We start from the raw sequence: 23,061 nt of genomic DNA on the forward strand, positions 1-23,061 counted from the left end.
AAGATCGGCAAATCGCAGTCTCTAACACTCGCGAGAACGGTCGACCGCCAGGAAAATCAAGGTCTTGCGCCGGTTTAACCCTGGCATCCACGACGACTTTTCTTTATCGTACGCGCCCTTTGAAAAACGCTTGGAAAATCAAAATGTTGGAAGCATCCCTCAGCCAATTGGAACAGCTCGTCAGCGACCTGGTGCAACAGAACCAGACCCTGACGCAAACCAACCAGACCCTGTCCACGGAACTGGCCCAGGCCAAGGATGAAAACGAAAGCCTGCAACTGAGCCTGATGGAACAGGAAGAGAAACACGGTGCCACCGCCGCGCGCATTCAAGCGCTGGTTGATCGTGTCAGCGCAGGTCCTGTCGGCGCATGAACCACGGAGCAGGGGTAAAGGTCATCTCCATCCTCGGGGAGGACTATTCGATCAAGGCGCCGGCCGGGGAAGAACAGACCCTGCTGGACGCGGCATTGATGCTCAAGGCTGCGCTGGCCGACACCAAGAAGAAGTACCCGACCCTGATCGGCGACCGGCTGCTGGTGCTGGCGGCGATGAATCTGTGCTCGCAGCAGATTGAGATGAAGAAGCAGCACCAGGAAGAACTCGAACGTTACCAAGAGCAAGTCAGCGCCACGGTCGAGACCATCGCCAAGACCATCAATCAGGGTTGATGGAATTGTTGGGCACAACCAAAGAATAAATTGTCGACGATCGTTGTATACAATCGGCACGGCTGTTGCAGTGTTTCAGCCTCTTATTCTTTGGGGGTGCTCCATGCAGTTCTGGCGTCGCAGTATTCAGTGGCAGTTGATCCTCGGCATGGGCACCGCCCTGCTGGTGAGCATTCTGATCGTGGTTGGCATTTATACCCTGGTGGTCAACCGCCTCGCCCAGAGCTATCTGGTCGAGCAGGCGCTGCCGTCGAGCATCGAAGCGACGCGCAACGACATCGAACGCATCCTTATCCAGCCGCTGACGGCCGCCAAGGACATCGCCAGCAACTCGATGGTGCGCGACTGGCTCGCCAGCGGTGAAGACAGCAGCAAAACGGCAGCCTTCGTGCAGTATCTGGAAGGCATTCGCGCCGAACACAAAGCCTTTACCGCACTCATCATCGGCACTCAAACCAACCACTATTTCACCGAAAAGGGCCTGGATCGCACCCTCAGTCGCTCCAATCCGGCCGACGCCTGGTTCTATTCGTTCCTCGACAGCGGTCAGCACCGCACCTTGAATATCGACAACGATGCGGCCACCGGCGAATTGGCGCTGTTCCTCGATTTGAAAGTGGAGCAGGCCGGCAAAGTGGTCGGTGTCGCGGGGCTCGGGCTGAGCATGAAAGAGCTGTCGGAGCTGATCCACAACTTCAGCTTCGGCGAGCGCGGCAAGGTCTATCTCGTGCGTTCCGACGGTTTGATCCAGGTGCATCCCGAAGCGCAATTCAGCGGCAAGCGCACCTTGAGCGAGCAGATCGGCGCGACGGCCGCGCAAGCGGTGATGGGTCAAAAAACCGCTGTGAACTCCGTCTTCCAGCGCGATGGCGAAGACTTCCTCGCCTTCAGCCTGCCCCTGCGTGATCTGGGCTGGACCCTGGTGGCCGAAGTGCCACAGTCGCAGATCTACGCCGAAGCCCGGCGGGCGATGTGGATGAGCAGCGGCATCGGTCTGGCGGTGGCGCTGGTATGTCTGGCGCTGGTGGTGTGGCTGGCCCAGGGGCTGGTGCGGCCGATTCGTCAGGTAACAGCCGCCCTGGTAGCGATCGGTAGCGGTGGTGGAGATTTGACCCACCGGTTAGATTCCAGCCGCGCCGACGAGTTGGGTGACCTCGCTCGCGGCTTCAACCGGTTCCTCGACAGCCAGCGCGCCATGATCGGTGAAGTGCTGACCACCAGCGAACGCTTGCGTGTCGCGGTCGGCCAGGTCGCCAGGGTTGTGGATAACACCGCCGAGCGCTCCGGACGTCAGCAGGAAATGACCGACATGGTCGCCACCGCTGTCCACGAAATGGGCCTCACCGTGCAGGAAATCGCGCAGAACGCCGGCAACGCCGCCGTTGCCTCGCAAACGGCCCGCGATGAAGCCTTGCAGGCGCGGGAAGTGGTGGGCGGCTCGATTCGCCATATAGAAAGCATGTCCGATGAAATCGGCGTCGCGGCGGGGGCGGTCGGTGAGCTGGCGCATCAAGTGGCGTCGATCGATCAGGTGCTGGCGGTGATTCGCGGGGTTTCCGAACAGACCAACCTGCTGGCCCTCAACGCCGCCATCGAAGCGGCGCGCGCCGGGGACATGGGCCGTGGTTTTGCGGTGGTGGCGGACGAAGTGCGCACCCTGGCGCGGCGTACCCAGGCCTCCACTGACGAGATCCAGCAGATGATCGGCAGCCTCAAGCAGGGCGCGGAAAACGCGGTTTCGTCGATGCGCACCGGCCAGGCTGCGACGGGCACCGGGGTGGAGTCGAGCCAGCGTACCGGGGCGTCGCTGACGGCGATTACCGGGCAGGTCGAGCGCATCAGCGACATGAACCATCAGGTGGCGACGGCCACCGAAGAGCAGTCGGCGGTGACCGAGGAAATCAACCGCAACGTGCAGGGCATATCCGATCTGGCCCGGGCGACGGCGGGGGAGGTCAGGGCCTGTCGCGAGGACTGCCAGATGTTGCAGCGGCTGGCGGATGACCTGGCGCGGCAGATGGGTGGGTTCAAGTTGAGCTGAAGCTGAAAGTCAAAAGCCCCTCACCCTAACCCTCTCCCGGAGGGAGAGGGGACTGATCGATGTGGCTTTGAGGAGTGTGTACAGCCGTCAGAACTGGGTTGGCTGGCAGGCCGAGTCGATTATGGGTTCGCCGAAGACCTTTCAGGTCGGCGTATCTCTACAGCATCCCCCGGTTGGCTCCCTCTCCCTCTGGGAGAGGGTTGGGGTGAGGGTCTGGGGCACTCTGCGGTTTAAGATCAGAACCACTCATCCCGCATCCCCAGGCACGTATCATCCCGCGCCTCCAGCAACGCCAGCTCCTGATGACACCCTGGCACTTCCCACGTCAGGAAATACCGCGCCGCCTGCAACTTGCCTTTGTAGAAATCCACATCCGCCGCATTCCCCGCGGCCAAGCCTTCCTCGGCCCGGATCGCCTGCTCCAGCCAGCGCCAGCCGATCACCGTATGCCCGAACACTTTCAGGTACAGCGCCGAATTCGCCAGGCTACTGTTGATCTTGCCTTGTGCCAGGTCGGTCAGCAGGCCGAGGGTCACGCTTTGCAGGCGCGCCACCAGTTTCTCCAGTGGCTCACGCAGGGCGTCCAGCGATTCGAACGTGCGTGCGCGCTCGGCGGTTTCGGCGATCAGGCGGATCAGTTGCTTGAGTCCCGCGCCGCCGTTCTGCGCCAGTTTGCGCCCGAGCAGATCCAGCGACTGAATGCCGTGGGTGCCTTCATGGATCGGGTTCAAGCGGTTGTCGCGGTAGTACTGCTCCACCGGGTATTCGCGGGTATAACCGTGGCCGCCGAGAATCTGGATCGCCAGTTCGTTGGCCTTCAGGCAGAACTCCGACGGCCAGGATTTGACGATTGGTGTCAGCAGATCCAGCAACTCATGGGCTTGTTTGCACTCGGCTTCGCTGTCCAGGGTCGTGGTGTCGTCGAACAGCCGCGCCGCATACAAACCGAGGTCGAACGCCCCTTCGACGTAGGATTTCTGCGTCAGCAGCATGCGTCTGACATCCGCGTGCTGAATGATTGCCACCGGCGCGGTGGTCGGGTCCTTGCTGTCCGGCCCCCGGCCCTGCGGGCGTTCGCGGGCGTATTCCAGCGAGTACAGGTAACCGGCATAGCCGAGCATCACCGCGCCCATGCCGACACCGATCCGCGCCTCGTTCATCATCTGGAACATGTAGCTCAAGCCGTGATGCGGTTTGCCCACCAGATAGCCGACACACTCGCCGTTATCGCCGAAGTTCAGCGCCGTCGAAGTGGTGCCGCGCCAACCCATCTTGTGGAACAGCCCGGCCAGCAGCACGTCGTTGCGCTGGCCGAGGCTGCCGTCATCGTTGACCAGGAACTTGGGCACGATAAACAGCGAAATGCCTTTTACGCCGGGCGGCGCGTCCGGCAGCTTCGCCAGCACCATATGGACGATGTTTTCCGAGAGCGGGTGATCGCCGCCGGAGATGAAAATCTTGTTGCCCTTGAGGCGATAAGTACCGTCCGACGCAGGCTCGGCGCGGGTACGAATATCCGACAGCGAGGAACCGGCATGGGGTTCGGTCAGGGCCATGGTGCCGAAGAAACGCCCGTCGATCATCGGTTGCAGGAAGCGGCGTTTCTGCTCTTCGCTGCCAAAGCTTTCGATCAGGTTGGCCGCGCCCATGGTCAGGAACGGGTACGACGTCGAGGCCGCGTTGGCCGACTGAAAATGCGCGAAGCAGGCCTGAGACAGCAATGTAGGAAGTTGCATCCCGCCGGCATCGAAGCTGCGCGCAGCGTTGAGGAAGCCGGCCTCGAGAAACGCATCCACCGCCGGTTTCACCTCGGGAATCAGAATCGCCTGACCGTTCTCGTAGCGCGGCTCGTTCTCGTCACCCTTGCGGTTGTGCGGCGCGAAATACTTCTCGGCGATGCTGCGGGCGGTGCCGATGGCCGCATCGAAGGTTTCGCGGTTGTGCTCGGCAAACCGCTCGCGCCGGGTCAGGCCTTCGGCATCGAGGACTTCATATAGCTCGAAAGCCAGATTGCGGGAACTGAGCAGCGTCTCGGACATGGCGGCTTACCTTTTTTTGGAATGGGCCGAGTCTAGGTGTGCGAATAAAGGTTGAACAGGAAGATTGATAACGGTGATGGAGAGGCCAAAAAAATGGGCGCCGGTGAGGACGCCCATTTTTATGTTGCTGACCGGGTCGTTGATTAACCGATGGTCATCAGACTGGCATTACCACCCGCCGCTGCGGTGTTGACGCTCAACGCCCGCTCGATCACCAGGCGCTCCAGCGCCACGTTGGTCTCGCCCTGGGACAAGCCCTGAACGCCAACGATGGCACCGGCGCGTTTGGCCACCTGCTGGCAGACCGCGCGCAACTGGTCGGAATGGCCGTGATGCAGAACGGCATCGAACACCACATCGTCCTTGTTCCAGTCGGAAACCCGTTTGATCCGCGCCTGAATGTCCTTTGGCAGGCGTGCGAACAGTGCCTTGCCGGCGTCGGATTCCGGCCAGACTGCCGAACCGCCCACGGCCAGTACCGCCGCCAGTTGCGTCAGCAGGTCACCTTCGACTTCCGCCAGGCACAGCACGTGTTCGCGCGGCAGGATCGCATAGCTGTTGCGTTCGCCGGTCGGGCCGGCCAGCACGCGGGTGATGCCGCTCTGGGACTGCGCCGCGAACTGCACGCACAGGGTGCTCAGGTCGGCGAACTTGTTGCTGTCGGCCCAGGCTTTCAGGGCGGTCAGCGGTTTGCTCATGGCGTCGCGCAGGCGCACATCCGGCGCCACGGCAGCATCAACGCGAGCGAAGGATTGTTCGATGGCGTCGGTAGGACGTGTCGACAGCAGACGGTACAGGTACAGCGGGCCACCGGCCTTCGGACCCGTCCCCGACAGGCCTTCGCCGCCGAACGGCTGGACGCCGACCACGGCACCGACGATGTTGCGGTTGACGTAGACGTTACCGGCGTTGACGGTGTCGATGACCTTGGCGATGGTCTCGTCGATGCGGGTATGCACGCCGAGGGTCAGGCCGTAGCCGGAAGCGTTGATCTGGCCGATCAGTTGATCGATCTCTTTACGCTTGTAGCGCACCACGTGCAGCACCGGGCCGAAGATCTCGCGCTGCAACTCGTCGAAGCTTTCCAGTTCGATCAGGGTCGGCATGACGAAGGTGCCGCGTTTGACTTCTTCGCTGTCGGCGATTGCCACCTGGTACACGTTGCGACCTTTGTCGCGCATGCCCTGGATGTGCTTCTCGATGCCGGCCTTGGCTTCGGCGTCGATCACCGGGCCGATGTCCACGGCCAGACGCTCCGGGTTGCCGAGGCGCGATTCGGCCATGGCGCCCTTGAGCATTTCGATCACACGATCGGCGGAATCTTCCTGCAGGCACAGGACGCGCAGGGCCGAGCAACGCTGGCCGGCGCTGTCGAAGGCCGAGGACACCACGTCGATCACCACTTGTTCGGTCAGAGCCGAAGAGTCGACGATCATGGCGTTCTGGCCGCCGGTTTCCGCGATCAGCGGAATCGGCCGGCCCTGGTTGTCCAGACGTCCGGCAATGTTGCGTTGCAGCAGTCGTGCGACTTCGGTGGAGCCGGTGAACATCACGCCTTTGACGCGCTCATCGCCCACCAGACCGGCGCCGACGGTTTCACCGCGACCCGGCAGCAGCTGTAGCACGCCTTCCGGAATCCCGGCTTCGAGCAGCAGGCGCACGGCTTGCGCGGCGACCAGCGGGGTCTGTTCGGCCGGTTTGGCCAGCACCGGGTTACCGGCGGCCAGTGCGGCGGCGACCTGACCGCTGAAGATCGCCAGCGGGAAGTTCCACGGGCTGATGCATACCACCGGACCCAATGGGCGGTGGGCGTCGTTGCTGAAATCGTTGCGTGCCTGTACCGCGTAGTAGCGCAGGAAATCGACGGCTTCGCGGACTTCGGCGATGGCGTTGGCGAAGGTCTTGCCGGCTTCGCGAGCCAGCAGGCCCATCAGCGGCTGGATCTCGCCTTCCATCAAGTCGGCGGCGCGTTCCAGAATCGCGGCGCGTTCGGCGGGCGGCGTGGCCTGCCAGATCGGCGCGGCGTTCAGGGCGCACTGGATGGCGTTGTCGACGTCTTCGACGGTGGCTTCCTGCACATGGCCGACCACGTCGCGGTGATCCGACGGGTTCAGCACCGCCGCCGGAGTTTCGCTGCTGGACGCGCAACCGAGCATCGGCGCGGCTTTCCAGTTGTTGTGGGCGGTTGCCAGCAGGGCACACGACAGCGACGCCAGACGATGTTCGTTGGCCATGTCGATGCCGCTGGAGTTGGCGCGCTCGCTGCCGTACAGGTCACGCGGCAGTGGAATGCGCGGGTGCGGCAGGCCGAAACCACCTTCCACGGTTGCCATCTGCTCGATGCTGGCTACCGGATCGGCCACCAGTTCCTGGATCGAAATCGACTGGTCGGCAATGCGGTTGACGAACGAGGTGTTGGCGCCGTTTTCCAGCAGACGACGTACCAGATACGCCAGCAGGGTTTCATGGGTGCCGACCGGAGCGTACACGCGGCACGGACGGTTCAGCTTGCCTTCGGAGACTTTGCCTACGACTTGTTCGTAAAGCGGCTCGCCCATGCCGTGCAGGCACTGGAATTCGTACTGGCCCGGGTAATAGTTCTGACCGGCAATGTGATAAATCGCCGACAGGGTGTGGGCGTTGTGCGTGGCGAACTGCGGGTAGATGACTTCCGGCACCGACAGCAGTTTGCGGGCGCAGGCGATGTAGGAAACGTCGGTGTATACCTTGCGGGTGTACACCGGATAGCCTTCCAGGCCTTCGACCTGGGCACGCTTGATTTCGCTGTCCCAGTACGCGCCTTTCACCAGACGGATCATCAGGCGATGACGGCTGCGGCGCGCCAGGTCGATCACGTAGTCGATCACGTACGGGCAACGTTTCTGGTAGGCCTGGATCACGAAACCGATGCCGTTCCAGCCCGTCAGTTGCGGTTCGAAACACAGGCGCTCGAGCAGATCCAGCGACAGCTCGAGGCGGTCGGCTTCTTCGGCGTCGATGTTCAGGCCGATGTCGTATTGCTTGGCCAGCAGGGTCAGCGACAGCAGGCGCGGATACAGCTCTTCCATCACGCGCTCGTACTGGGCGCGGCTGTAGCGCGGGTGCAGGGCCGACAGCTTGATGGAAATGCCCGGGCCTTCATAAATCCCGCGACCGTGGGAGGCTTTGCCGATCGAGTGGATCGCTTGTTCATACGAGGCCAGGTACTTCTGTGCGTCGTGTTCGGTGAGCGCGGCTTCACCGAGCATGTCGTAGGAATAGCGGAAGCCCTTGGCTTCGAACTTGCTCGCGTTGGCCAGGGCTTCGGCGATGGTTTCGCCGGTGACGAACTGCTCGCCCATCAGGCGCATGGCCATGTCGACGCCCTTGCGGATCATCGGCTCGCCGCTCTTGCCGATGATCCGGCTCAGGGACGAAGTCAGGCCGGCTTCATTGTGGGTCGACACCAGTTTGCCGGTCAGCAGCAGGCCCCAGGTCGCGGCGTTGACGAACAGCGAAGGGCTGTTGCCCAGGTGCGGCTGCCAGTTGCCGGTGCTGATCTTGTCACGGATCAGCGCATCGCGGGTGCCCTTGTCCGGGATCCGCAGCAGCGCTTCGGCCAGGCACATCAGCGCCACGCCTTCCTGGGACGACAGGGAAAATTCCTGCAGCAGCCCCTGAACAATGCCTGCACGACCGCCGGCACTTTTCTGGTTACGCAGTTTTTCCGCGATGTTTGCTGCGAGTTTGTTGGTGGCTTCGGCCATCGGTGCCGGCAGGCGCGCCTGCTCGATCAGCATCGGCACCACTTCCGGCTCAGGGCGGCGGTAAGCGGCGGTGATGGAGGCGCGCAGCACCGATTGCGGGAGGATGCTTTCGGCGAATTCGAGGAAGCATTGATGGGCGTGGTCGGTATGGACTTCGCCAGCATCGTCGCTGTCTTTTGCGGTCAAACCGCTCAGCTCGGTCAGGGTTGCACCACCCTCGAGTTTTTCCAGGTAATTGAAAATTGCCTGCTTGATCAGCCAGTGCGGTGTGCGATCAATCGAGGTCGCGGCAGCCTTCAGGCGCTCGCGGGTCGGGTCATCGAGTTTGACCCCAAGGGTGGTGGTAGCCATATTTTTATCCTCATGGTTGCCACAGTTGCGTGGCATCAGCTGGCGGCAAGATTAGCCGCGCGCCGAAAGAGGTGCAACCGGGTGCAACCCTTTTTTTGTCGGAATAATCCGCAGCTTGTCAGGAATTAAATTCTGGAACGAAAGTACCGCTCCTGCTTGGTGCTTTTGCTTCTAGCTAAGCGTGTTTACTGCATCAAAAGGGAGCAAAAACCGCTGCTTTTGCGATTTATCGGACTAGGTGCAACTAATTCTCAAGAAACTGGTTGCACCACTTTTGCATTGTTGAATAGGATTCGCGGCCAAGGTGCAACCGAGGATAACCCGGTGCGCCGGCCGATGGCTTTCCTGGGGAAACATCGGTCATAAATGCGCGGGGCCAGCAATCGTCTGTCAGGCAACAGTCTGCGAACGGTTCAACCACCGCCGCTACATAAAAACAAAGCCAGGGCCGTAACGTAATGAGCGCAAGCAATCCAACCCTGATCACGTTCGTGATCTACATCGCAGCAATGGTGCTGATCGGCTTCATGGCCTATCGCTCCACGAAAAACCTCTCTGACTACATTCTTGGCGGCCGCAGCCTGGGCAGCGTCGTCACGGCCCTGTCCGCCGGTGCTTCCGACATGAGCGGCTGGCTGTTGATGGGCCTGCCGGGCGCCATCTACATGTCCGGTCTGTCCGAAAGCTGGATCGCCATCGGCCTGATCGTCGGCGCCTACCTGAACTGGCTGTTCGTCGCCGGCCGTCTGCGGGTGCAGACCGAGCACAACGGCGATGCGCTGACTCTGCCGGACTATTTCTCCAGCCGTTTCGAAGACCACAGCGGCCTGCTGCGGATCATTTCCGCGGTGGTGATTCTGGTGTTCTTCACCATTTACTGCGCCTCCGGCATCGTGGCCGGCGCCCGCCTGTTCGAAAGCACCTTCGGCATGTCCTACGAGACAGCGCTGTGGGCCGGCGCGGCGGCGACCATTGCCTACACCTTCGTCGGCGGTTTCCTCGCGGTGAGCTGGACCGATACCGTACAGGCCGGTCTGATGATCTTCGCCCTGTTGCTGACGCCGATCATCGTGCTGCTGGCGACCGGTGGCGTCGATACCACGTTCCTGGCTATTGAAGCCAAGGATCCGGCGCACTTCGACATGCTCAAAAACACCACCTTCATCGGCATCATCTCGCTGATGGGCTGGGGCCTGGGCTACTTCGGTCAGCCGCACATCCTGGCGCGTTTCATGGCCGCCGACTCGGTGAAGTCGATCGCCAACGCCCGGCGCATTTCCATGACCTGGATGATCCTGTGCCTGGCCGGCACCGTGGCCGTGGGCTTCTTCGGTATCGCCTACTTCTCGGCGCATCCGGATGTTGCCGGCCCGGTCAGCGACAACCACGAGCGCGTGTTCATCGAACTGGCGAAAATCCTCTTCAACCCATGGGTTGCCGGTGTGCTGCTGTCGGCCATTCTGGCGGCGGTCATGAGTACCCTGAGCTGCCAGTTGCTGGTGTGCTCGAGCGCCCTGACCGAAGACTTCTACAAGACCTTCCTGCGTAAATCCGCTTCGCAACTGGAGCTGGTCTGGGTCGGTCGCGCCATGGTGCTGGTGGTTGCGCTGATCGCCATCGCGATGGCCGCCAACCCGGAAAACCGCGTGCTGGGCCTGGTGTCCTACGCCTGGGCCGGTTTCGGTGCAGCGTTCGGTCCGGTGGTGCTGATCTCGGTGATCTGGAAAGACATGACCCGCAACGGCGCGCTGGCCGGCATCCTGGTCGGTGCGATCACCGTGGTGCTGTGGAAGCATTTCGAATTGCTGGGCCTGTACGAAATCATCCCGGGCTTCATCTTCGCCAGCCTGGCGATCTACTTCGTCAGCAAAATGGGCGAGCCGAGCACTGGCATGGTCCAGCGCTTCGAAGCCGCCGAAAGGGACTTCCACCTGAACAAGTGATTGCGCTGAGCGTTCACTGACAGGAAAACGGCCCGTCTCCTACAGGAGGCGGGCCGTTTTTTTATGCGCGCAATTTCCAGACGCTTTATGGGGTGGGCCTGGCGATATTTCTGAAGGGTGTGTCTGTAGTTCCGATTGCAAATTTCGGAAGGCTTTTTCGACAGTCAAAGTAGGGCAAATCTGATTTTTCTGTCGCTGGGTCTGCACCCCTTGCCCCTCATGCAGAATCGCCCGCCTTCATTCTGCAGAGAGACACCGGATGTTCGCGCCTGCCAATCAACCGCGTTTCACGTTGACCCTCGAAGGCGCCCAATCTGACCTCAAAGTCCTTGAGTTCACGGGCAAGGAAGCCATCAGCCAACCCTATCGTTTCGAACTGGAACTGGTCAGCGAAAGGCCGGATCTGGACCTCGAAAGCCTGCTGCACTGTCAGGCGTTTCTGAATCTGGATGCTGAAGGATCCGGTATCCACGGTCAGATCTATCAGGTCGGACAGGGCGATTCCGGCAAGCGTCTGACCCGTTATCACGTCAGCCTTGTTCCGCGTCTGGCCTACCTCGGTCATCGAATCAACCAGCGGATTTTTCAGCACCTGAGCGTGCCGCAGATCGTCGTGCAGATCCTCAAGGATCACGCGATCCTGCGTGATGCCTACGAATTTCGCCTGAGCGGCGATTACCCTGCGCGGGAATATTGCGTGCAGTACGCCGAAAGCGATTTGGCGTTTATCCAGCGTCTGTGCGCCGAAGTCGGCATTCATTACCACTTTCAACACAGCCCGGACGGACACCTGCTGGTGTTCGGCGACGATCAGACGGTGTTCCTGCGTCTGCCCGAGCCCGCCCTGTACCTGCCGGGCAGCGGCATGGCGGCCGGGACGCCGGCGATCAAGCGCTTCAACGTGCGTGTTGAAACCCGTACCAGCGTGGTCACCCGGCGTGACTACAACTTCGAAAAACCGCGCCTGCAACTGGACAGCCGCGCTGAAGCCGAGCGACGACCGGTGCTGGAAGACTATCGCTTCCCCGGCCAATTCAACGAGCGTGAGTCCGGCAGGCAACTGGCCCGGCGCAGCCTTGAGCGACACGGCGCCGATTACCGTCAGGCCGAGGGCCGCAGCGATCAATCCGCACTGTCCAGCGGACATTTCCTGCAACTGGTCGAGCATCCGCGTACAGACTGGAACGATCTTTGGCTACTGACTGCCGTCGAGCACCATGGGCGACAGCCGCAAGTGCTGGAGGAATCAGTTACCAGCGATGGCGAAGAATTCCAGGGTTACCGTAATACCTTTCTTGCTACGCCGTGGGAGGTGTTCTTTCGTCCGCCACTGGATTCGGCAAAACCACGGATGCTCGGCTATCAACCGGCCGTCGTGACCGGGCCGAAGGACAGCGAAATCCATTGCGACGAGTACGGTCGGGTCAAGGTGCAACTCGCCTGGGACCGTGACGGCGAACTCAATGAGCATTCCAGTTGCTGGCTGCGAGTCGCCACCGGTTGGGCGCACGACCGTTATGGCAGCGTGCTGATTCCACGGGTCGGCATGGAGGTGCTGGTCGGGTTCATCGACTCGGATGCCGACAAACCGCTGGTCATGGGCTGCCTGCCCAACGCTGCGACCCCGGTGCCGCTGGATCTGCCGGCCGACAAGACCCGCAGTATTTTCCGTAGCCAGAGCAGTCCGGGCGGCGGGGGCTACAACGAATTGCGCATCGAGGATCGCCAGGGTGCCGAGGAAATCTACCTGCGCGCCCAGCGAAACTGGACGCAGCATGTGCTGCACGATCAACAGGTGCAGGTCGACAATCAGCGCAGCATCGTGGTCACCGGTCTGGCCAGGCATGAACTGAAGGCCGACGAACAGCGCATCACCCACGGCCAGCGCCAGACCGAAGTGAAGCAGGACGACCACTTGTCGGTGGCCGGCGACCGGCATATCCGCGTCAACAGCCAGGCGTTGACCGCCAGTGGGCAATTCCACGTCAGCGCCGGTCAGCAGGTAGTCATCGACGGCGGCGCGAGCGCGACGATTCAGGCCGGTGGCCAGTGGATCAACATCGGCCCCGGCGGCATCTTCAGCAGTGTATCGATCCAGGTCGGCGGCGCGCCGATGGCGGCGATGAGTGCTGCGCCGCAGGTGCCGGGGTTGCCGGAAAAACGCCTGACGGCGCCAGCGGCCATGCTGACTGCTGCGCAAATCATGAGCCTGAAAGGCAATGCGCCGTTCTGTGAAGAGTGTGAGCGCTGCAAGGACGGTGTCTGTGCCGCCTGATCTTCAGCCGCGCGAATGGCTGGCGCGCCAGCCGCTGAAATCCTCGGAGCAATTGTTTGCGATCTTCAGCAACGCCAGCGCTGCCAAGCCGTTCAAGGCCTGGCAACGTTCGGAAGTTGCCCAGGCGCCCAGCGCTGTGTGGGCTGAGACGATTTATGCCGAGTGGGATGCGGTCATGCCCTATGTGGGAATTGTCAGCGCAGACAGTGAGTTTCTCGATTGGGTGGCGACCACGGAATCCCGCGATTGGGGTTGGCTGGCGGTGTCGTCGGCAAGCCTTGAAGTGCTGATCGAGCATTTGCGCAGTTTGACCCAAGTGCGGATGCCGGACGGCAAAGCGGTGTTCTTCCGCTTTTGGGATGGGCGCTTTTTGCTGCCGATCCTGCAATCGGAAACCGTGGAGGCGACGCGGTTGTTGCCGGTGATCGGGCGTGGGTGGATCAACGGGCAGGCCGTTGAGGTCGGGGGCAGGGCGCTGGCGTCGGGGCGGGTTTTCCCCTGGTGGCAGGTGCCTGAGGCGCTGCTGGCGCAGACGGGGAATGAGGTCCGGATTGCCAATGCCTTGCAGTGGTTGAGCGAGGAGCATCCGCTGTTGTTCGAGGCGTTTCCTGAGGCCGTCCTGCATCGCAAGGTCGGGTGGTTTTTTCGGGTTTCGGCGTCGGAAGAGTCGTCGCAATCGTCGTTGTTGGCTTACTTGCTGGACGAGGCGGAGTGAAGTTTCCGGGCGAAGCCTTCGGACATTTCCTTCGAGTTGCGGCGGTTTTCATGAACTGGTGGGCGATGGGGCGCAGGGATAGTCTTTTCGTTGTCACTGCGAGAGTGGTGGCAGGGTGTAGGAACCCCGAGAAACTCACCGCGCACCAGCGCTTTCGTTTGATTGCGGCACCTGAGTCGTGTCCGTAGCATCGTTTGCGGCGGCTGTGCGCGGGAACGCTTCGGCGTAGCTGAGTTTGGTGGGTTCCTCAGTTTCCTACTCTCGCGTACGGCTGCCACCCAAACCTGTAGGAAGGTCATTGGCAGCCTCATTTAACCCATTGAGGTACAAAGGCATGACGACACTAAAATCCGATCAACCCTACGAAAAAATCATCCCCCACCCGAGCAACCGCTTCATGGCTCTGACCGGCAATTGCAGTGACATGCCCACTCTGTTCGTCGACACCCACGTCCCCCTGGATATCCTGATGGACGCCGCCAACTACCGAATCCGCGCGGTCATCCAGGTACTGGAAAACATGTGCATGCGCGGCTCGGTCGAATGCGATTCGGTGATCCTCAGCGACTTTGCCCAACTCTGCGCGATTCCACTGCGTGATGGCTGTGATGTGCTGGACGTGATTGGAAAACGCTTGCGCACGCATCTTTAGCGCAAGCCTTGCCGTAGATCCTTCCAGTATCGGTTTTTGGAAGGATCATTTAGTCAGGCGAGAAAGATTTCAGTTTTGCAAATACTGATCTGCGGATTCCGTTATCAGACTTCCTTTCTCCAGGCTGACAGGGTAATGACGACGCCGTCTTCCTCCTTGTTTTTTATTTCAACTTTGTAGGTGCCACCGCCGGTATAGCCTTCAACCAGCGCTCCTGACTCATCGCCGCTGATTTCGGCATCCTTGGCCCGTGCCTTGTAAAAGTCGATGACATCGTAATAGTCGGAGTAAGTGCGCAGGATGACCTCAAAGTCATGCCGTGGACGTCCGGCAATCTCATCCAGATCCCCGTAAATAGGCGCCCCCTTAAGACCTGGCGTGGTGAATACGCCGTCCGCACCGGCACCAACCAGATGAGCACGCTGAGGAAGTATGGCGAGCATCGCTTTCGGGAACGTCGCGGGGAGCTGCTTTGGGGTCCAGCCTTCTTTACCTGGGGTTGTAGTGACGTATTCCACCTTCGCGATCTTTTGCGCGCCAGCCCGTGTTTCGGGATCTTCGCTTTCTGCCATGATCGACATCATCGGTGGCAGTTCATTACTCCAGCGCGTCAGCGGCTCTGCATCGCGATTATTTGCCCCTTCAGGCTGAAAAATCGTGAGCACCGTATCCGGCAGCTCATTGCAAGTTAATGGCTCCTCACGGGACTTGACCGTGCAATGTCCATTGACCAACCCCACAGCCAGTACCTGACCTTTCTCATCCAGCATCAATGCCGCGCGTTCACGGCCATTGTTGCCGTCATCCATAGCGGTAATGACTTTCCGGCCCGCAGGCACATTGTCGGTAAATACCGAAAATTCGGAATCAAGTGCTTCAAGGACTTGCTGGACGATCAGGGTATCGTCGTTGGTGTAACTGCCGGTGGAGTAACCCAGGAAGTCGACCAGTGCAGAGCGGATGGCCGGATCTTCATTAAGTTGCGGAGGGCGTGGAGGAGCGGGATCGTTAGTGAGCAACAGCACTGTCGTGCCATCGGGTCGTTTTTCTGAGCGGAGAGACAGGGCTGTGGCGTCTAGGGTGAAGGCTAAAGCAAAGAGAAATGCTAGGGAACGGGTGATGATTTTCAAGTTACAGTCCTTTGTTTGGGCGGAGCGGATATTTGTTGCAGTTGGTGGGTTGGTTTTTTGCGGTGATATTTACAGAAAGTGGATGGTCATGATTTTTTGGCTAATAACATGAGGCTAATTAAAGTTTAAAATTTAATGCACTGCAAATATATCTATTAAAATTTTAAGTTCGCCGTAATGTGAGGCGATCCAAACTCAAAAAGGTTTGTTGCGATTTCTGTTTGTCATGCATCAAAGATTTTCTAGCTCCACCGGTCAGCCATTTTTTTTAATTCTGTTGAGCTCGGCTTAAAATGAATACTTTGAGGTGTGCTCGTTCTCTTTGTCGTAGTTTTTTCTTAAAAATCGAAAAGTTTTTCCTATGATCTTCTTGCTTTTTTCATCAATATTTTCAATCAGGTCGTAATTGTCGGATGACAGGAAGGCGATGTTTTTCTTAAGAGAGTAATAGGCACTTATGTTGTAAAGTAGTCCTGCTGCATCTGAATATTCTTCTTTGAGGTATTTTGCGTAACCTTCAAATAGGGTCGTCAAAAGGATTTGTGCTGCTTTTTGATACTTTAAGACGCTGCACATTTCCTGCCAATTACTAATGTGAAGGTGGTCTCCCCAGTCGGAAACTCTGGCAAAATAAATTCCATTGCCTTTAAAGAAGTCAGAGATTTCATGTCGATCTAAAGCTATTTCGAATGTGGTACTCATTGAATATTTACTTTGTACTCTGACTGGTGATACTGATTTTCTTGTACCTTCAAGTCAATGCGGCGGCCTTTTTTTCTACTAGCCCAGCACCCATTACCAACATTTCAGGCAAGTTTTTTCTATCCTCGTCCGATGCAACGCCCATATGGACATCACCTTTCCATAGTTCCCCTGCTACTAGTCTAAGATCCAAGTCTGTTTGAGAGACTCTTAAATCCTCATGCCCAACATGGTGCCAGCGTTGTCGTTGAATAGGTACTTTTGATGTGTAAAGCAGGAGGCCAAATGTATCGGGTAATGCTTCCGGAAGTTTTTGTTCGGTGATAAGGTTTTTATATATTCCAAGCAGGATCGTATCCTTGTATCGATCTGATACATACAAAACCTTGGCTGGCTTGAAACCTTTATCTACAGGGATCAAGACGATGTCACCAACGGTCGTTTTTTTGATCTTCACAGTCCAAGTCTCTTCAAGGTTTCATTAAATAGCTGATCTGTACCCGACTGTTCATAAAGTGGTGCATTCGGGTTTTCCGGGCGATATGAGCGAATTTCGTTTTGCAATGGCGTATGAGGATTCTGGCTTTTAGCACCGCCAAAGAAATCCATGATCCGCTGCTCTAGCCCTTTGGCTTGAGCCTTGCTCAGATTGTTTTCCCATAGAATTTGACCTATGAGGTCATCTTTTCCTTCGGTGTCAGCATGCTTCGCAATCCTGGTAGGAGCATCACCTCGTCCCACATATTTTACGTTTCCTGCTTCGTCTTTCAAAACATACAGCCCTTGCCCATTAGCCTTGTCATATGACGCCCCCGTACCCCCAACCCCAGAAGGCATAGGAGGTGTCGGCTCGCCTTGGTTAACGTGAGCGTTGCTAGCTGGATCTTCCATTCCCGCCGGGGGGGCGCAGGTTTCACCAGGGCATTCACCGTTCAACCCCAACGGATCCACCCACCCCGTAGGGTTAGGCACGTACTGGTAGTTGTTCAACCCACCCGCCAGCTTGATCGGATCCGGCGTCAAGAACCGTCCAGTCCCCGGATTGTAGTAGCGGTGCCGGTTGTAATGTAACCCTGTCTCCGTGTCGAAATACTGCCCTTGAAAGCGCAGCGGGTTGTCGATTTCGCTGACATCCAGCGCAGCCAGGTTGCCGTACGCTCGGTACTTGGCCGACCACATGATTTCGCCGCTGTAGTCGGTGAGTTCCTGCGGTGTGCCGAGGTGGTCGAGTTGGTAGTAGAACGGCGTGGCTTTCAGTGGGCCTTGGCCATCGAGCATGGCCAACGGGCGGAAGCTGCCGGGTTCGTAGATGTAGCTGCGATAACGGTTGTCGGCGCTTTCGGCGATCAGGCGTTCGCCTTGCCACAAGAATTCCGTGGTGTGGCCGTCGACGGTTTTTTCGACGCGGCGGCCGAAGGCGTCGTATTTGTAGCTGGCGACACTGCCGCCCGGCAGGCTGACGCCGATCAGGCGGTGTTGGCAGTCGTAGCGGTATTCGGTGACGAGTTTCTGCCCGGCGCCACGGCGTTCGCGGGTCAGGTTGCCGTAGGCGTCGTAGTCGTAGTGGCGGTCGCCTTGCATCAGCAGGCGGTTGCCTTTGACGTTGGCGAGGTTGGCGACAGGCATGTCCGTCTGGCCGAGCAGATTGCCCGCCGGATCATGGGCGAAGCTCTCCGGTGTCGCCCCGCGCACGCTGATCAGGCGATCAAGCGGATCGTAGTGGTAGCTGCGGTTGCCTTTGCGGCTGTCATCGATGCCGGCGAGGTTGCCGTTGGCGTCATAGGCGTAGCGACGTTGGAACAGGTTCTTGTCGCGCTGACTGACGCTGTGCGCCTGGAGCCGGCCTTGCTCATCGTATTGATACTGGCTGAGCAACAAGCCTTGTTGGCGCTGCTGTTCGCGACCGGCGCTGAACTGGTGAGTGGTCAGGCGCGCGCCGTTGAGGTCGATGCTGCTCAATTGGCCGCCAGGCAGGTGGCGATAATCGAGTTTGCTGCCGTCGGGGAGGCGGCAGTGGCTCAGTTGGCCGACGTTGTCGTATTCATAACGGGTGGTGCCCCAGCCCTGGTGTTCGGTGATCAGCCGATCTTGCCGGTCGTATTCGTAGGCGAGCGGCCAGTGGCCGTCGTCGACGTTGACCAGGCGACCGAGCGCGTCGTAGCTGTAGTGGATCTCTTCACCGTCAGCCAGGGTCTTCACCAGCAGACGACCGGAGGCATCGCGCTGGTATTCGGTCACCAGTTCGCTGCCGTCGTCGCCGAATTCGGTCTTCTTCAGCAATTGGCCGTTGAGGTCGTACTCGTAAGCGGTACGGCGACCGTCGAAGCCGGTTTCCTGCTGGATCAGGCCGTTGGCGTAGTAATCGAGTTGGTAGTGTTCGCCGCGTTCGTTTTCGATATCGGTGAGCAACAGCCGGGCATTGTCGTAGCGGTAGCGCAGCTGGCTGCCATCCGGGTTGATGCGACGGCTGACGAGGTGCAGATCGTCGGCGTATTCGTAGCGGGTGATGCGGCCCAGTTCATCGCGTTCGGCGGTGACTCGCCCGTACGGGTTGTAGGTGAATGCGCGCGTGGCGCCACCGGGCAAGGTGATCTGTGCAAGGCGGTTGGCGGCGTCCCATTGGTAATGGGTAATGGCGCCGGTTTCGGCCTGACGGGTGATTTGGCGGCCGAGCGCGTCGTAACGATATTTGCGCTGGCCACCGTCGGGCAGGCGTTCTTCCAGCAACTGACCGAGGTTGTTCCAGCCCAGTTGATGACGGCTGCCATCGGGATGCTGGATTTCCAGCAGGCGACCCTGACGGTCGTAGCTGTAGTGCGTTGAGTTGCCGTCCGGGTCGACTTGTTCGGTGATATCACCCTGGTCGTTGCGCCAGTAGATCCATTTCGCCGAACCACGGTTCACCACTCGAACGTAACCGTGCAAGTACTCGTAAGAGGTCGGTGCATCCTCGGGCGGAATGACTGCGACCAGGCGACCTGCTTCGTTGTACTGGTATTCGGTGACCGCCCCCATCGGGTCTTTTTCTGCGATCAGCCTGCCGTTGTCGTCGTACGCCTTGAGGTGTTGCGCGCCATCCGGATCGACCTTGGCGATCAGGCGAGCCTTGTCATCGTGGGTATAGATTTCTTCGCTGCCATCGGCGTTGGTTACCGTGACGCTGCCTTTGTCATCCCAGGCGTAGTGCGCATCCATCTGGGAAAAACTGGCCCAGTGATGGATGCAGCGCGCAGATTTGCCTTCCTTTTCCCATTCCCAATAGAAGCTGGCGCCGCCGGCGAGCTGTCGTTCGAGAATGACGTTCTGCTCGTTGTAGGCGTAACGCTCGGCTTCGCCAGCGGCGTTCGCGGCTTTGATCAAGCGTTGTTGGGCGTCGTACTCGTAGGTGACCAGCGTCTGGACGGTGCTCCAGGCATCTTCCAGGTTGTCCGCCGGGAGGAACTGTTGATAGTCAATGGCGACGATATGCTTGCGGTCGTACCTGACGAGGAGTGCGCGACCGGCGCCGTTGTCCACCCGCTTGATCCGGCCATGGATGTCGCGGGTGATGTGCAGGCGATTGTCGTAGTCGTCGCTGATGGCGATCAGCGTTGCGCCTTTGCTGTTGAAGCGGAAGTGGTAGAACTGTTTCCGCTCGCCCGCTTGGGTCAACACCAGTTCGGACGGGTCGTTACCCACGAAGATTGCCGCTTCCGAGAGGCTGTTGGTGATTGCCGGCCGCTGTACGCTGGGCATCGGGAACGTGGTGACACGGTTTTCGTGATCGGTCCAGACGACCTCGTCGCCCTTGATGTCGACCCGTTGGGCGAGGGCGTGACTCCAGCCATAGCCGAGGCCGCAGTCGATTTCCGCAGCGCTGGTGCGGTAGAGACGAGTCCAGCTGAACGGCAGCAGACCGCCGAGTTCACCGTCAGTGATTGTCAGCAGTTCCTCACCTGTGACCATCGAAACCGGGCAGCCATTGGTGCAGGTTTTCTTGGCGCAGGTGGCGCTTTTGTCGTCGGGTGTCTTGGACTGATCGGGAGCGTCGTCGATCTTCTCCTTTGGCTGGAGCGAGGTTTGATTCTGCTTTTTGTCCCGTGGAAACGAAGAGGCGTCCTTGACCTCCTGTTTCGGTGTGTCTGAGGTTTTCGGCAACGGGCCTTTGGCGGGGGGCTCCGCGACCTGGCTCTTGGGTGCGGCCTTTGGCGGCTGAGGCTTGGGCTTGGGCGCTTCAGTGGCGGCCTCATCGATTTTCAGCGCGGCGGTCTTTGCCGGCCTCATCGGCACGTTTTTCGCGCTGGCAATGACCGGTTTCGATACTTCCGAATGCGCCGGCAGAGCGTGCTTGTTGCTCAGTGTCATCAGGGTCGCGGCAAGGTCTTCAAGGTACTTGATCGCCTCTCCCGACTTCACGGCCGAAAGGACTTTTGTACCTGCTCGAACCGCCAGTCCGGCGCCACCGGTCAGGCAGATCCCTACCAGGACGTTGATCAGGAACTCCGAGGCAATCGCCGTCATGACGTCAACGATGACTTGCGGCGGCAGCATGCCGACCCAGGCCACAATGGCCGAGACGTAGATGAACATCAGCGGTTCGTCGCTGAGGATCAGCAGCCCTGAAGCAATCGACTCCTTGGAGGCTGCATAGAGTTTGTCGATCTCGACGTCCGACAGGTACTTTTTCAGCTTTTCGTAATTTTTTCTCGGATTGGCGAGCAGCTCGAACAGGCTTTTGATGTCATCCCAGAGCTGCAAGAGCGCCTTTTCAAAACCGTCCAGCGCCCGTTTGAGCAAAATGACCGAGCGCCCGGCGCGATCCGCCGCCGAGTAGCTGGCCCATTGCGGCTGGAACTTGCTCGACCACTCGCTTTGCAGCCAGCCATCGAGGTTGCCAATGATGCCTTGATAGGAGTCATAAAGCGCCTTGACGTTGCTCTGGGACACGTTCGGAAAGAACGTGATGCGGTAGGTCTGGCCTTTCTTGCAGCCATCAATCACTTTGATGCCGCTTGGGCCGATCATGGTTTCGATGGCCGGGCCGGTGACATCGTCGTAGAACGTGCCTTTGGTGACCGGCTCCAGTTTTACCGGCGTGTTGCCAATGGGCACGAACCGCGCGGACTCGAACATGTGTATCAGGGTGAAGTCGCCCACCAGCGGACAGGTCGCATAGGTTTCCACTGCGCCGGTCTTGGTCTTGCGTTTGGTCACGCTGACTTCATTGCCAACCTTGAACGTCTGGTCGACATCCAGTGCCCAGCCCGTCCAGAACCCGTCAGCCCATTCCTTGTAGTCGCTCAGGCAGTTCTTGAAGTCTTTGAGAATCAGGTTCACGTCAGGCGTTTTGGCGTCCAGCACACGCAGGACCAATGTACCAATCGGGGTATTCATGACGTGACTTCCTTTGTCAGCTCAGCAGCCAGACGCTCTGCCATATCGTCTGTATTTGAGTTTTGGCGGACGAAGCGCTCGACCTTTCTGCGCAGGTTGGCTTCGGGAAATTCGAAATACAGTTCCGGGCAATCCTCTGCCAGCCACTGCATCAGGTTCTCGACAACGGTGGTGTTGTCCTTTTTAGCGAGCAGGTCCAGGAGTGGCTGGGGTACTTCCCACCAGGGCCACTCTTTTGCGGGCGGCACCATTCTTCGCCCGACTTCCAGGCTTTGACCATTGACCAGGTAACGTTCGAACACCGGCAGGATTTCGCCGGCGGCCGCACCCAGCGCCTCGATGATCGGACAGATATGCCGGCCGTCCCAGAAGCGAAAAAACACCTCGGTAGCATCCGGCATACGGACTTGGGTCAAGCTGCGCAGGTGCTCCAGAACCAGATCTGGCGCACTGGTAGAGACTGCCAGCCAGCCCCAATCCAATGCGTCGGTTTGCGCGATCCACTGCAGAAACTCCGTATTGGGAGAAATTTCCGCGAGATAGGGCATCACCGGTTGCCAGTCGGCGTAGGGTGTTCCGCCCCAGATAGGCAGCAGCTGTGGCGCCGTATCCTGCTGGTAAAAGGGTTTGAGAGGCTCGGCATCACTCGCCGCACTGATGACCAGATACAACCGCTCGCCGCTTTGCAGCGGCTGTTGTGCCAACCATTGCTGGGGTGTCAGTCGATCAGATGGCACAGGCACCTGCCTTGCATTTCTCGCATTCTTCGCAGAACGGCGCGTTGCGTTTGAGGGTGTTGATCTGGGCTGGAGTGAGGACCTGGCCGGCCTTGTCGGCGTCGGCCTGTTTCAGCACGCCGGGCATCAGCGGGGCGGCGGGGGTGCCGCTGCCGGGACCGCCGCCGGAGTTCATCTTGATCGCCGGGCCGCTCAGGGTGACGCCGCTGGCGTCGATCTTGATGAAGCTGCCACCGCCGATCAGGGTCAGTTCGCTGCCGGCTTCGAGCACGACTTTCATGCCGCTGCTCAGGTGGATTTCCTGGCCGGCGTCGATGAACTGGCCGGTGCCGATCTTGATGTGCTGGTTGACGCCGACGGTCAGGTGGTCGTTGGCGCGGGCCTCGACTTTGCGGTCGGCGTAGACGGTGTGGTGTTCCTCGGCCTTGAACTCGCTGTAGCTGTTCTTTTCGACGGTGTCGTGGCGTTCGTTGCCGACGCGGATTTTCTGGTCGTGCTCGACGTTCTCGTCCCAGTCGCGCTGGGCGTGCAGGAAGATCTGCTCCTGACCTTTCTTGTCCTCGATGCGCAGCTCGTTGTAGCCGCCACCGCCCATCGAACTCAGGGTCTTGAAGGTGCTGCGGGTCTTGTTCGCCGGCAGCTCGTAGGGGACGGTGTTTTCCTTGTGGTACAGGCAGCCGCTGATCA

General features: G+C 59.4%; 15 protein-coding genes and 1 pseudogene. 8 read left to right on the forward strand and 8 right to left on the reverse strand.

Annotation, left to right across the window (positions count from 1 at the left end; genetic code table 11):
- The first annotated feature begins 143 nt into the window (after positions 1-143).
- From KVQ74_RS15570 to KVQ74_RS29770, 4 genes and pseudogenes are all read left to right on the forward strand, one after another.
- Positions 144-374, forward strand: a complete 231-nt coding sequence (locus KVQ74_RS15570) for a hypothetical protein (protein ID WP_217832017.1) — start codon at positions 144-146, stop codon at positions 372-374.
- Entirely contained in the window at positions 371-670 is a 300-nt protein-coding gene (locus tag KVQ74_RS15575; RefSeq protein WP_217832018.1) for a cell division protein ZapA, read from the forward strand. The genes KVQ74_RS15570 and KVQ74_RS15575 overlap by 4 nt, the downstream gene beginning before the upstream one ends.
- 148 nt (positions 671-818) lie before the next feature.
- Positions 819-1,844: pseudogene (locus KVQ74_RS29765) on the forward strand (cache domain-containing protein); the annotation flags it as partial.
- 135 nt (positions 1,845-1,979) lie between these two features.
- Positions 1,980-2,711, forward strand: a complete 732-nt coding sequence (locus tag KVQ74_RS29770) for a methyl-accepting chemotaxis protein (RefSeq protein WP_450091448.1) — start codon at positions 1,980-1,982, stop codon at positions 2,709-2,711.
- Between the two features lie 236 nt (positions 2,712-2,947).
- Here KVQ74_RS29770 and KVQ74_RS15585 read toward each other — a convergent pair whose 3' ends face one another.
- Together KVQ74_RS15585 and putA are read right to left on the reverse strand one after the other, a co-directional pair.
- Positions 2,948-4,750, reverse strand: coding sequence for an acyl-CoA dehydrogenase (locus KVQ74_RS15585; protein ID WP_217832021.1), 1,803 nt, complete (start codon positions 4,748-4,750; stop codon positions 2,948-2,950).
- 143 nt (positions 4,751-4,893) lie between these two features.
- Positions 4,894-8,847, reverse strand: coding sequence for a trifunctional transcriptional regulator/proline dehydrogenase/L-glutamate gamma-semialdehyde dehydrogenase (gene putA / locus KVQ74_RS15590; protein WP_217832023.1), 3,954 nt, complete (start codon positions 8,845-8,847; stop codon positions 4,894-4,896).
- 458 nt (positions 8,848-9,305) lie between these two features.
- Here putA and putP point away from each other — a divergent pair, with 458 nt between their 5' ends.
- From putP to KVQ74_RS15610, 4 genes are all read left to right on the forward strand, one after another.
- Entirely contained in the window at positions 9,306-10,790 is a 1,485-nt protein-coding gene (putP, locus tag KVQ74_RS15595; RefSeq protein ID WP_217832024.1) for a sodium/proline symporter PutP, read from the forward strand.
- 259 nt (positions 10,791-11,049) lie between these two features.
- Positions 11,050-13,065 carry a type VI secretion system Vgr family protein gene (locus KVQ74_RS15600; protein ID WP_217832026.1) on the forward strand — a complete coding sequence of 672 codons (2,016 nt, stop codon included), beginning with the start codon at positions 11,050-11,052 and terminating at the stop codon, positions 13,063-13,065.
- Entirely contained in the window at positions 13,055-13,780 is a 726-nt protein-coding gene (locus tag KVQ74_RS15605; RefSeq protein WP_217832028.1) for a DUF4123 domain-containing protein, read from the forward strand. Before KVQ74_RS15600 ends, KVQ74_RS15605 begins: the two co-directional genes overlap by 11 nt.
- A 334-nt stretch (positions 13,781-14,114) precedes the next feature.
- Positions 14,115-14,432: a hypothetical protein gene (locus KVQ74_RS15610; protein WP_217832030.1), complete on the forward strand. Its 318-nt coding sequence runs from the start codon at positions 14,115-14,117 to the stop codon at positions 14,430-14,432.
- 104 nt (positions 14,433-14,536) lie between these two features.
- On the opposite strand, the gene KVQ74_RS15615 is transcribed toward KVQ74_RS15610, so the two are convergent.
- From KVQ74_RS15615 to KVQ74_RS15640, 6 genes are all read right to left on the reverse strand, one after another.
- Positions 14,537-15,562 carry a hypothetical protein gene (locus KVQ74_RS15615; RefSeq protein WP_217832032.1) on the reverse strand — a complete coding sequence of 342 codons (1,026 nt, stop codon included), beginning with the start codon at positions 15,560-15,562 and terminating at the stop codon, positions 14,537-14,539.
- 288 nt (positions 15,563-15,850) lie between these two features.
- Positions 15,851-16,264 (reverse strand): hypothetical protein, encoded by a 414-nt coding sequence (locus tag KVQ74_RS15620; RefSeq protein WP_217832033.1) that lies wholly within the window; start codon positions 16,262-16,264, stop codon positions 15,851-15,853.
- A 49-nt stretch (positions 16,265-16,313) separates the two neighbouring features.
- A complete protein-coding gene (locus KVQ74_RS15625) occupies positions 16,314-16,721 on the reverse strand; it encodes a hypothetical protein (protein ID WP_217832034.1) in 408 nt (135 codons plus the stop codon).
- Positions 16,718-21,637, reverse strand: a complete 4,920-nt coding sequence (locus KVQ74_RS15630) for an RHS repeat-associated core domain-containing protein (protein ID WP_225930028.1) — start codon at positions 21,635-21,637, stop codon at positions 16,718-16,720. The genes KVQ74_RS15625 and KVQ74_RS15630 overlap by 4 nt, the downstream gene beginning before the upstream one ends.
- A complete protein-coding gene (locus KVQ74_RS15635) occupies positions 21,634-22,374 on the reverse strand; it encodes a DUF4123 domain-containing protein (RefSeq protein WP_217832036.1) in 741 nt (246 codons plus the stop codon). The genes KVQ74_RS15630 and KVQ74_RS15635 overlap by 4 nt, the downstream gene beginning before the upstream one ends.
- Positions 22,364-23,061: bacteriophage T4 gp5 trimerisation domain-containing protein (locus KVQ74_RS15640; protein ID WP_404822683.1), on the reverse strand; the 698-nt coding region annotated here is incomplete at its 5' end. The genes KVQ74_RS15640 and KVQ74_RS15635, both read right to left, overlap by 11 nt.

The organism is Pseudomonas botevensis, assembly GCF_019145475.1.
GTDB lineage: Bacteria > Pseudomonadota > Gammaproteobacteria > Pseudomonadales > Pseudomonadaceae > Aquipseudomonas > Aquipseudomonas botevensis.

Excerpts from the sequence above, each read along its gene's own strand:
- KVQ74_RS15585 (WP_217832021.1), bottom strand. The coding sequence starts at position 4,750 with ATGTCCGAGACGCTGCTCAGTTCCCGCAATCTGGCTTTCGAGCTATAT.
- KVQ74_RS15630 (WP_225930028.1), bottom strand. The coding sequence starts at position 21,637 with ATGAATACCCCGATTGGTACATTGGTCCTGCGTGTGCTGGACGCCAAA.
- KVQ74_RS15610 (WP_217832030.1), top strand. The coding sequence starts at position 14,115 with ATGACGACACTAAAATCCGATCAACCCTACGAAAAAATCATCCCCCAC.
- KVQ74_RS15620 (WP_217832033.1), bottom strand. The coding sequence starts at position 16,264 with ATGAGTACCACATTCGAAATAGCTTTAGATCGACATGAAATCTCTGAC.
- KVQ74_RS15570 (WP_217832017.1), top strand. The coding sequence starts at position 144 with ATGTTGGAAGCATCCCTCAGCCAATTGGAACAGCTCGTCAGCGACCTG.
- KVQ74_RS15575 (WP_217832018.1), top strand. The coding sequence starts at position 371 with ATGAACCACGGAGCAGGGGTAAAGGTCATCTCCATCCTCGGGGAGGAC.
- putA (WP_217832023.1), bottom strand. The coding sequence starts at position 8,847 with ATGGCTACCACCACCCTTGGGGTCAAACTCGATGACCCGACCCGCGAG.
- KVQ74_RS29770 (WP_450091448.1), top strand. The coding sequence starts at position 1,980 with ATGGTCGCCACCGCTGTCCACGAAATGGGCCTCACCGTGCAGGAAATC.
- putP (WP_217832024.1), top strand. The coding sequence starts at position 9,306 with ATGAGCGCAAGCAATCCAACCCTGATCACGTTCGTGATCTACATCGCA.
- KVQ74_RS15600 (WP_217832026.1), top strand. The coding sequence starts at position 11,050 with ATGTTCGCGCCTGCCAATCAACCGCGTTTCACGTTGACCCTCGAAGGC.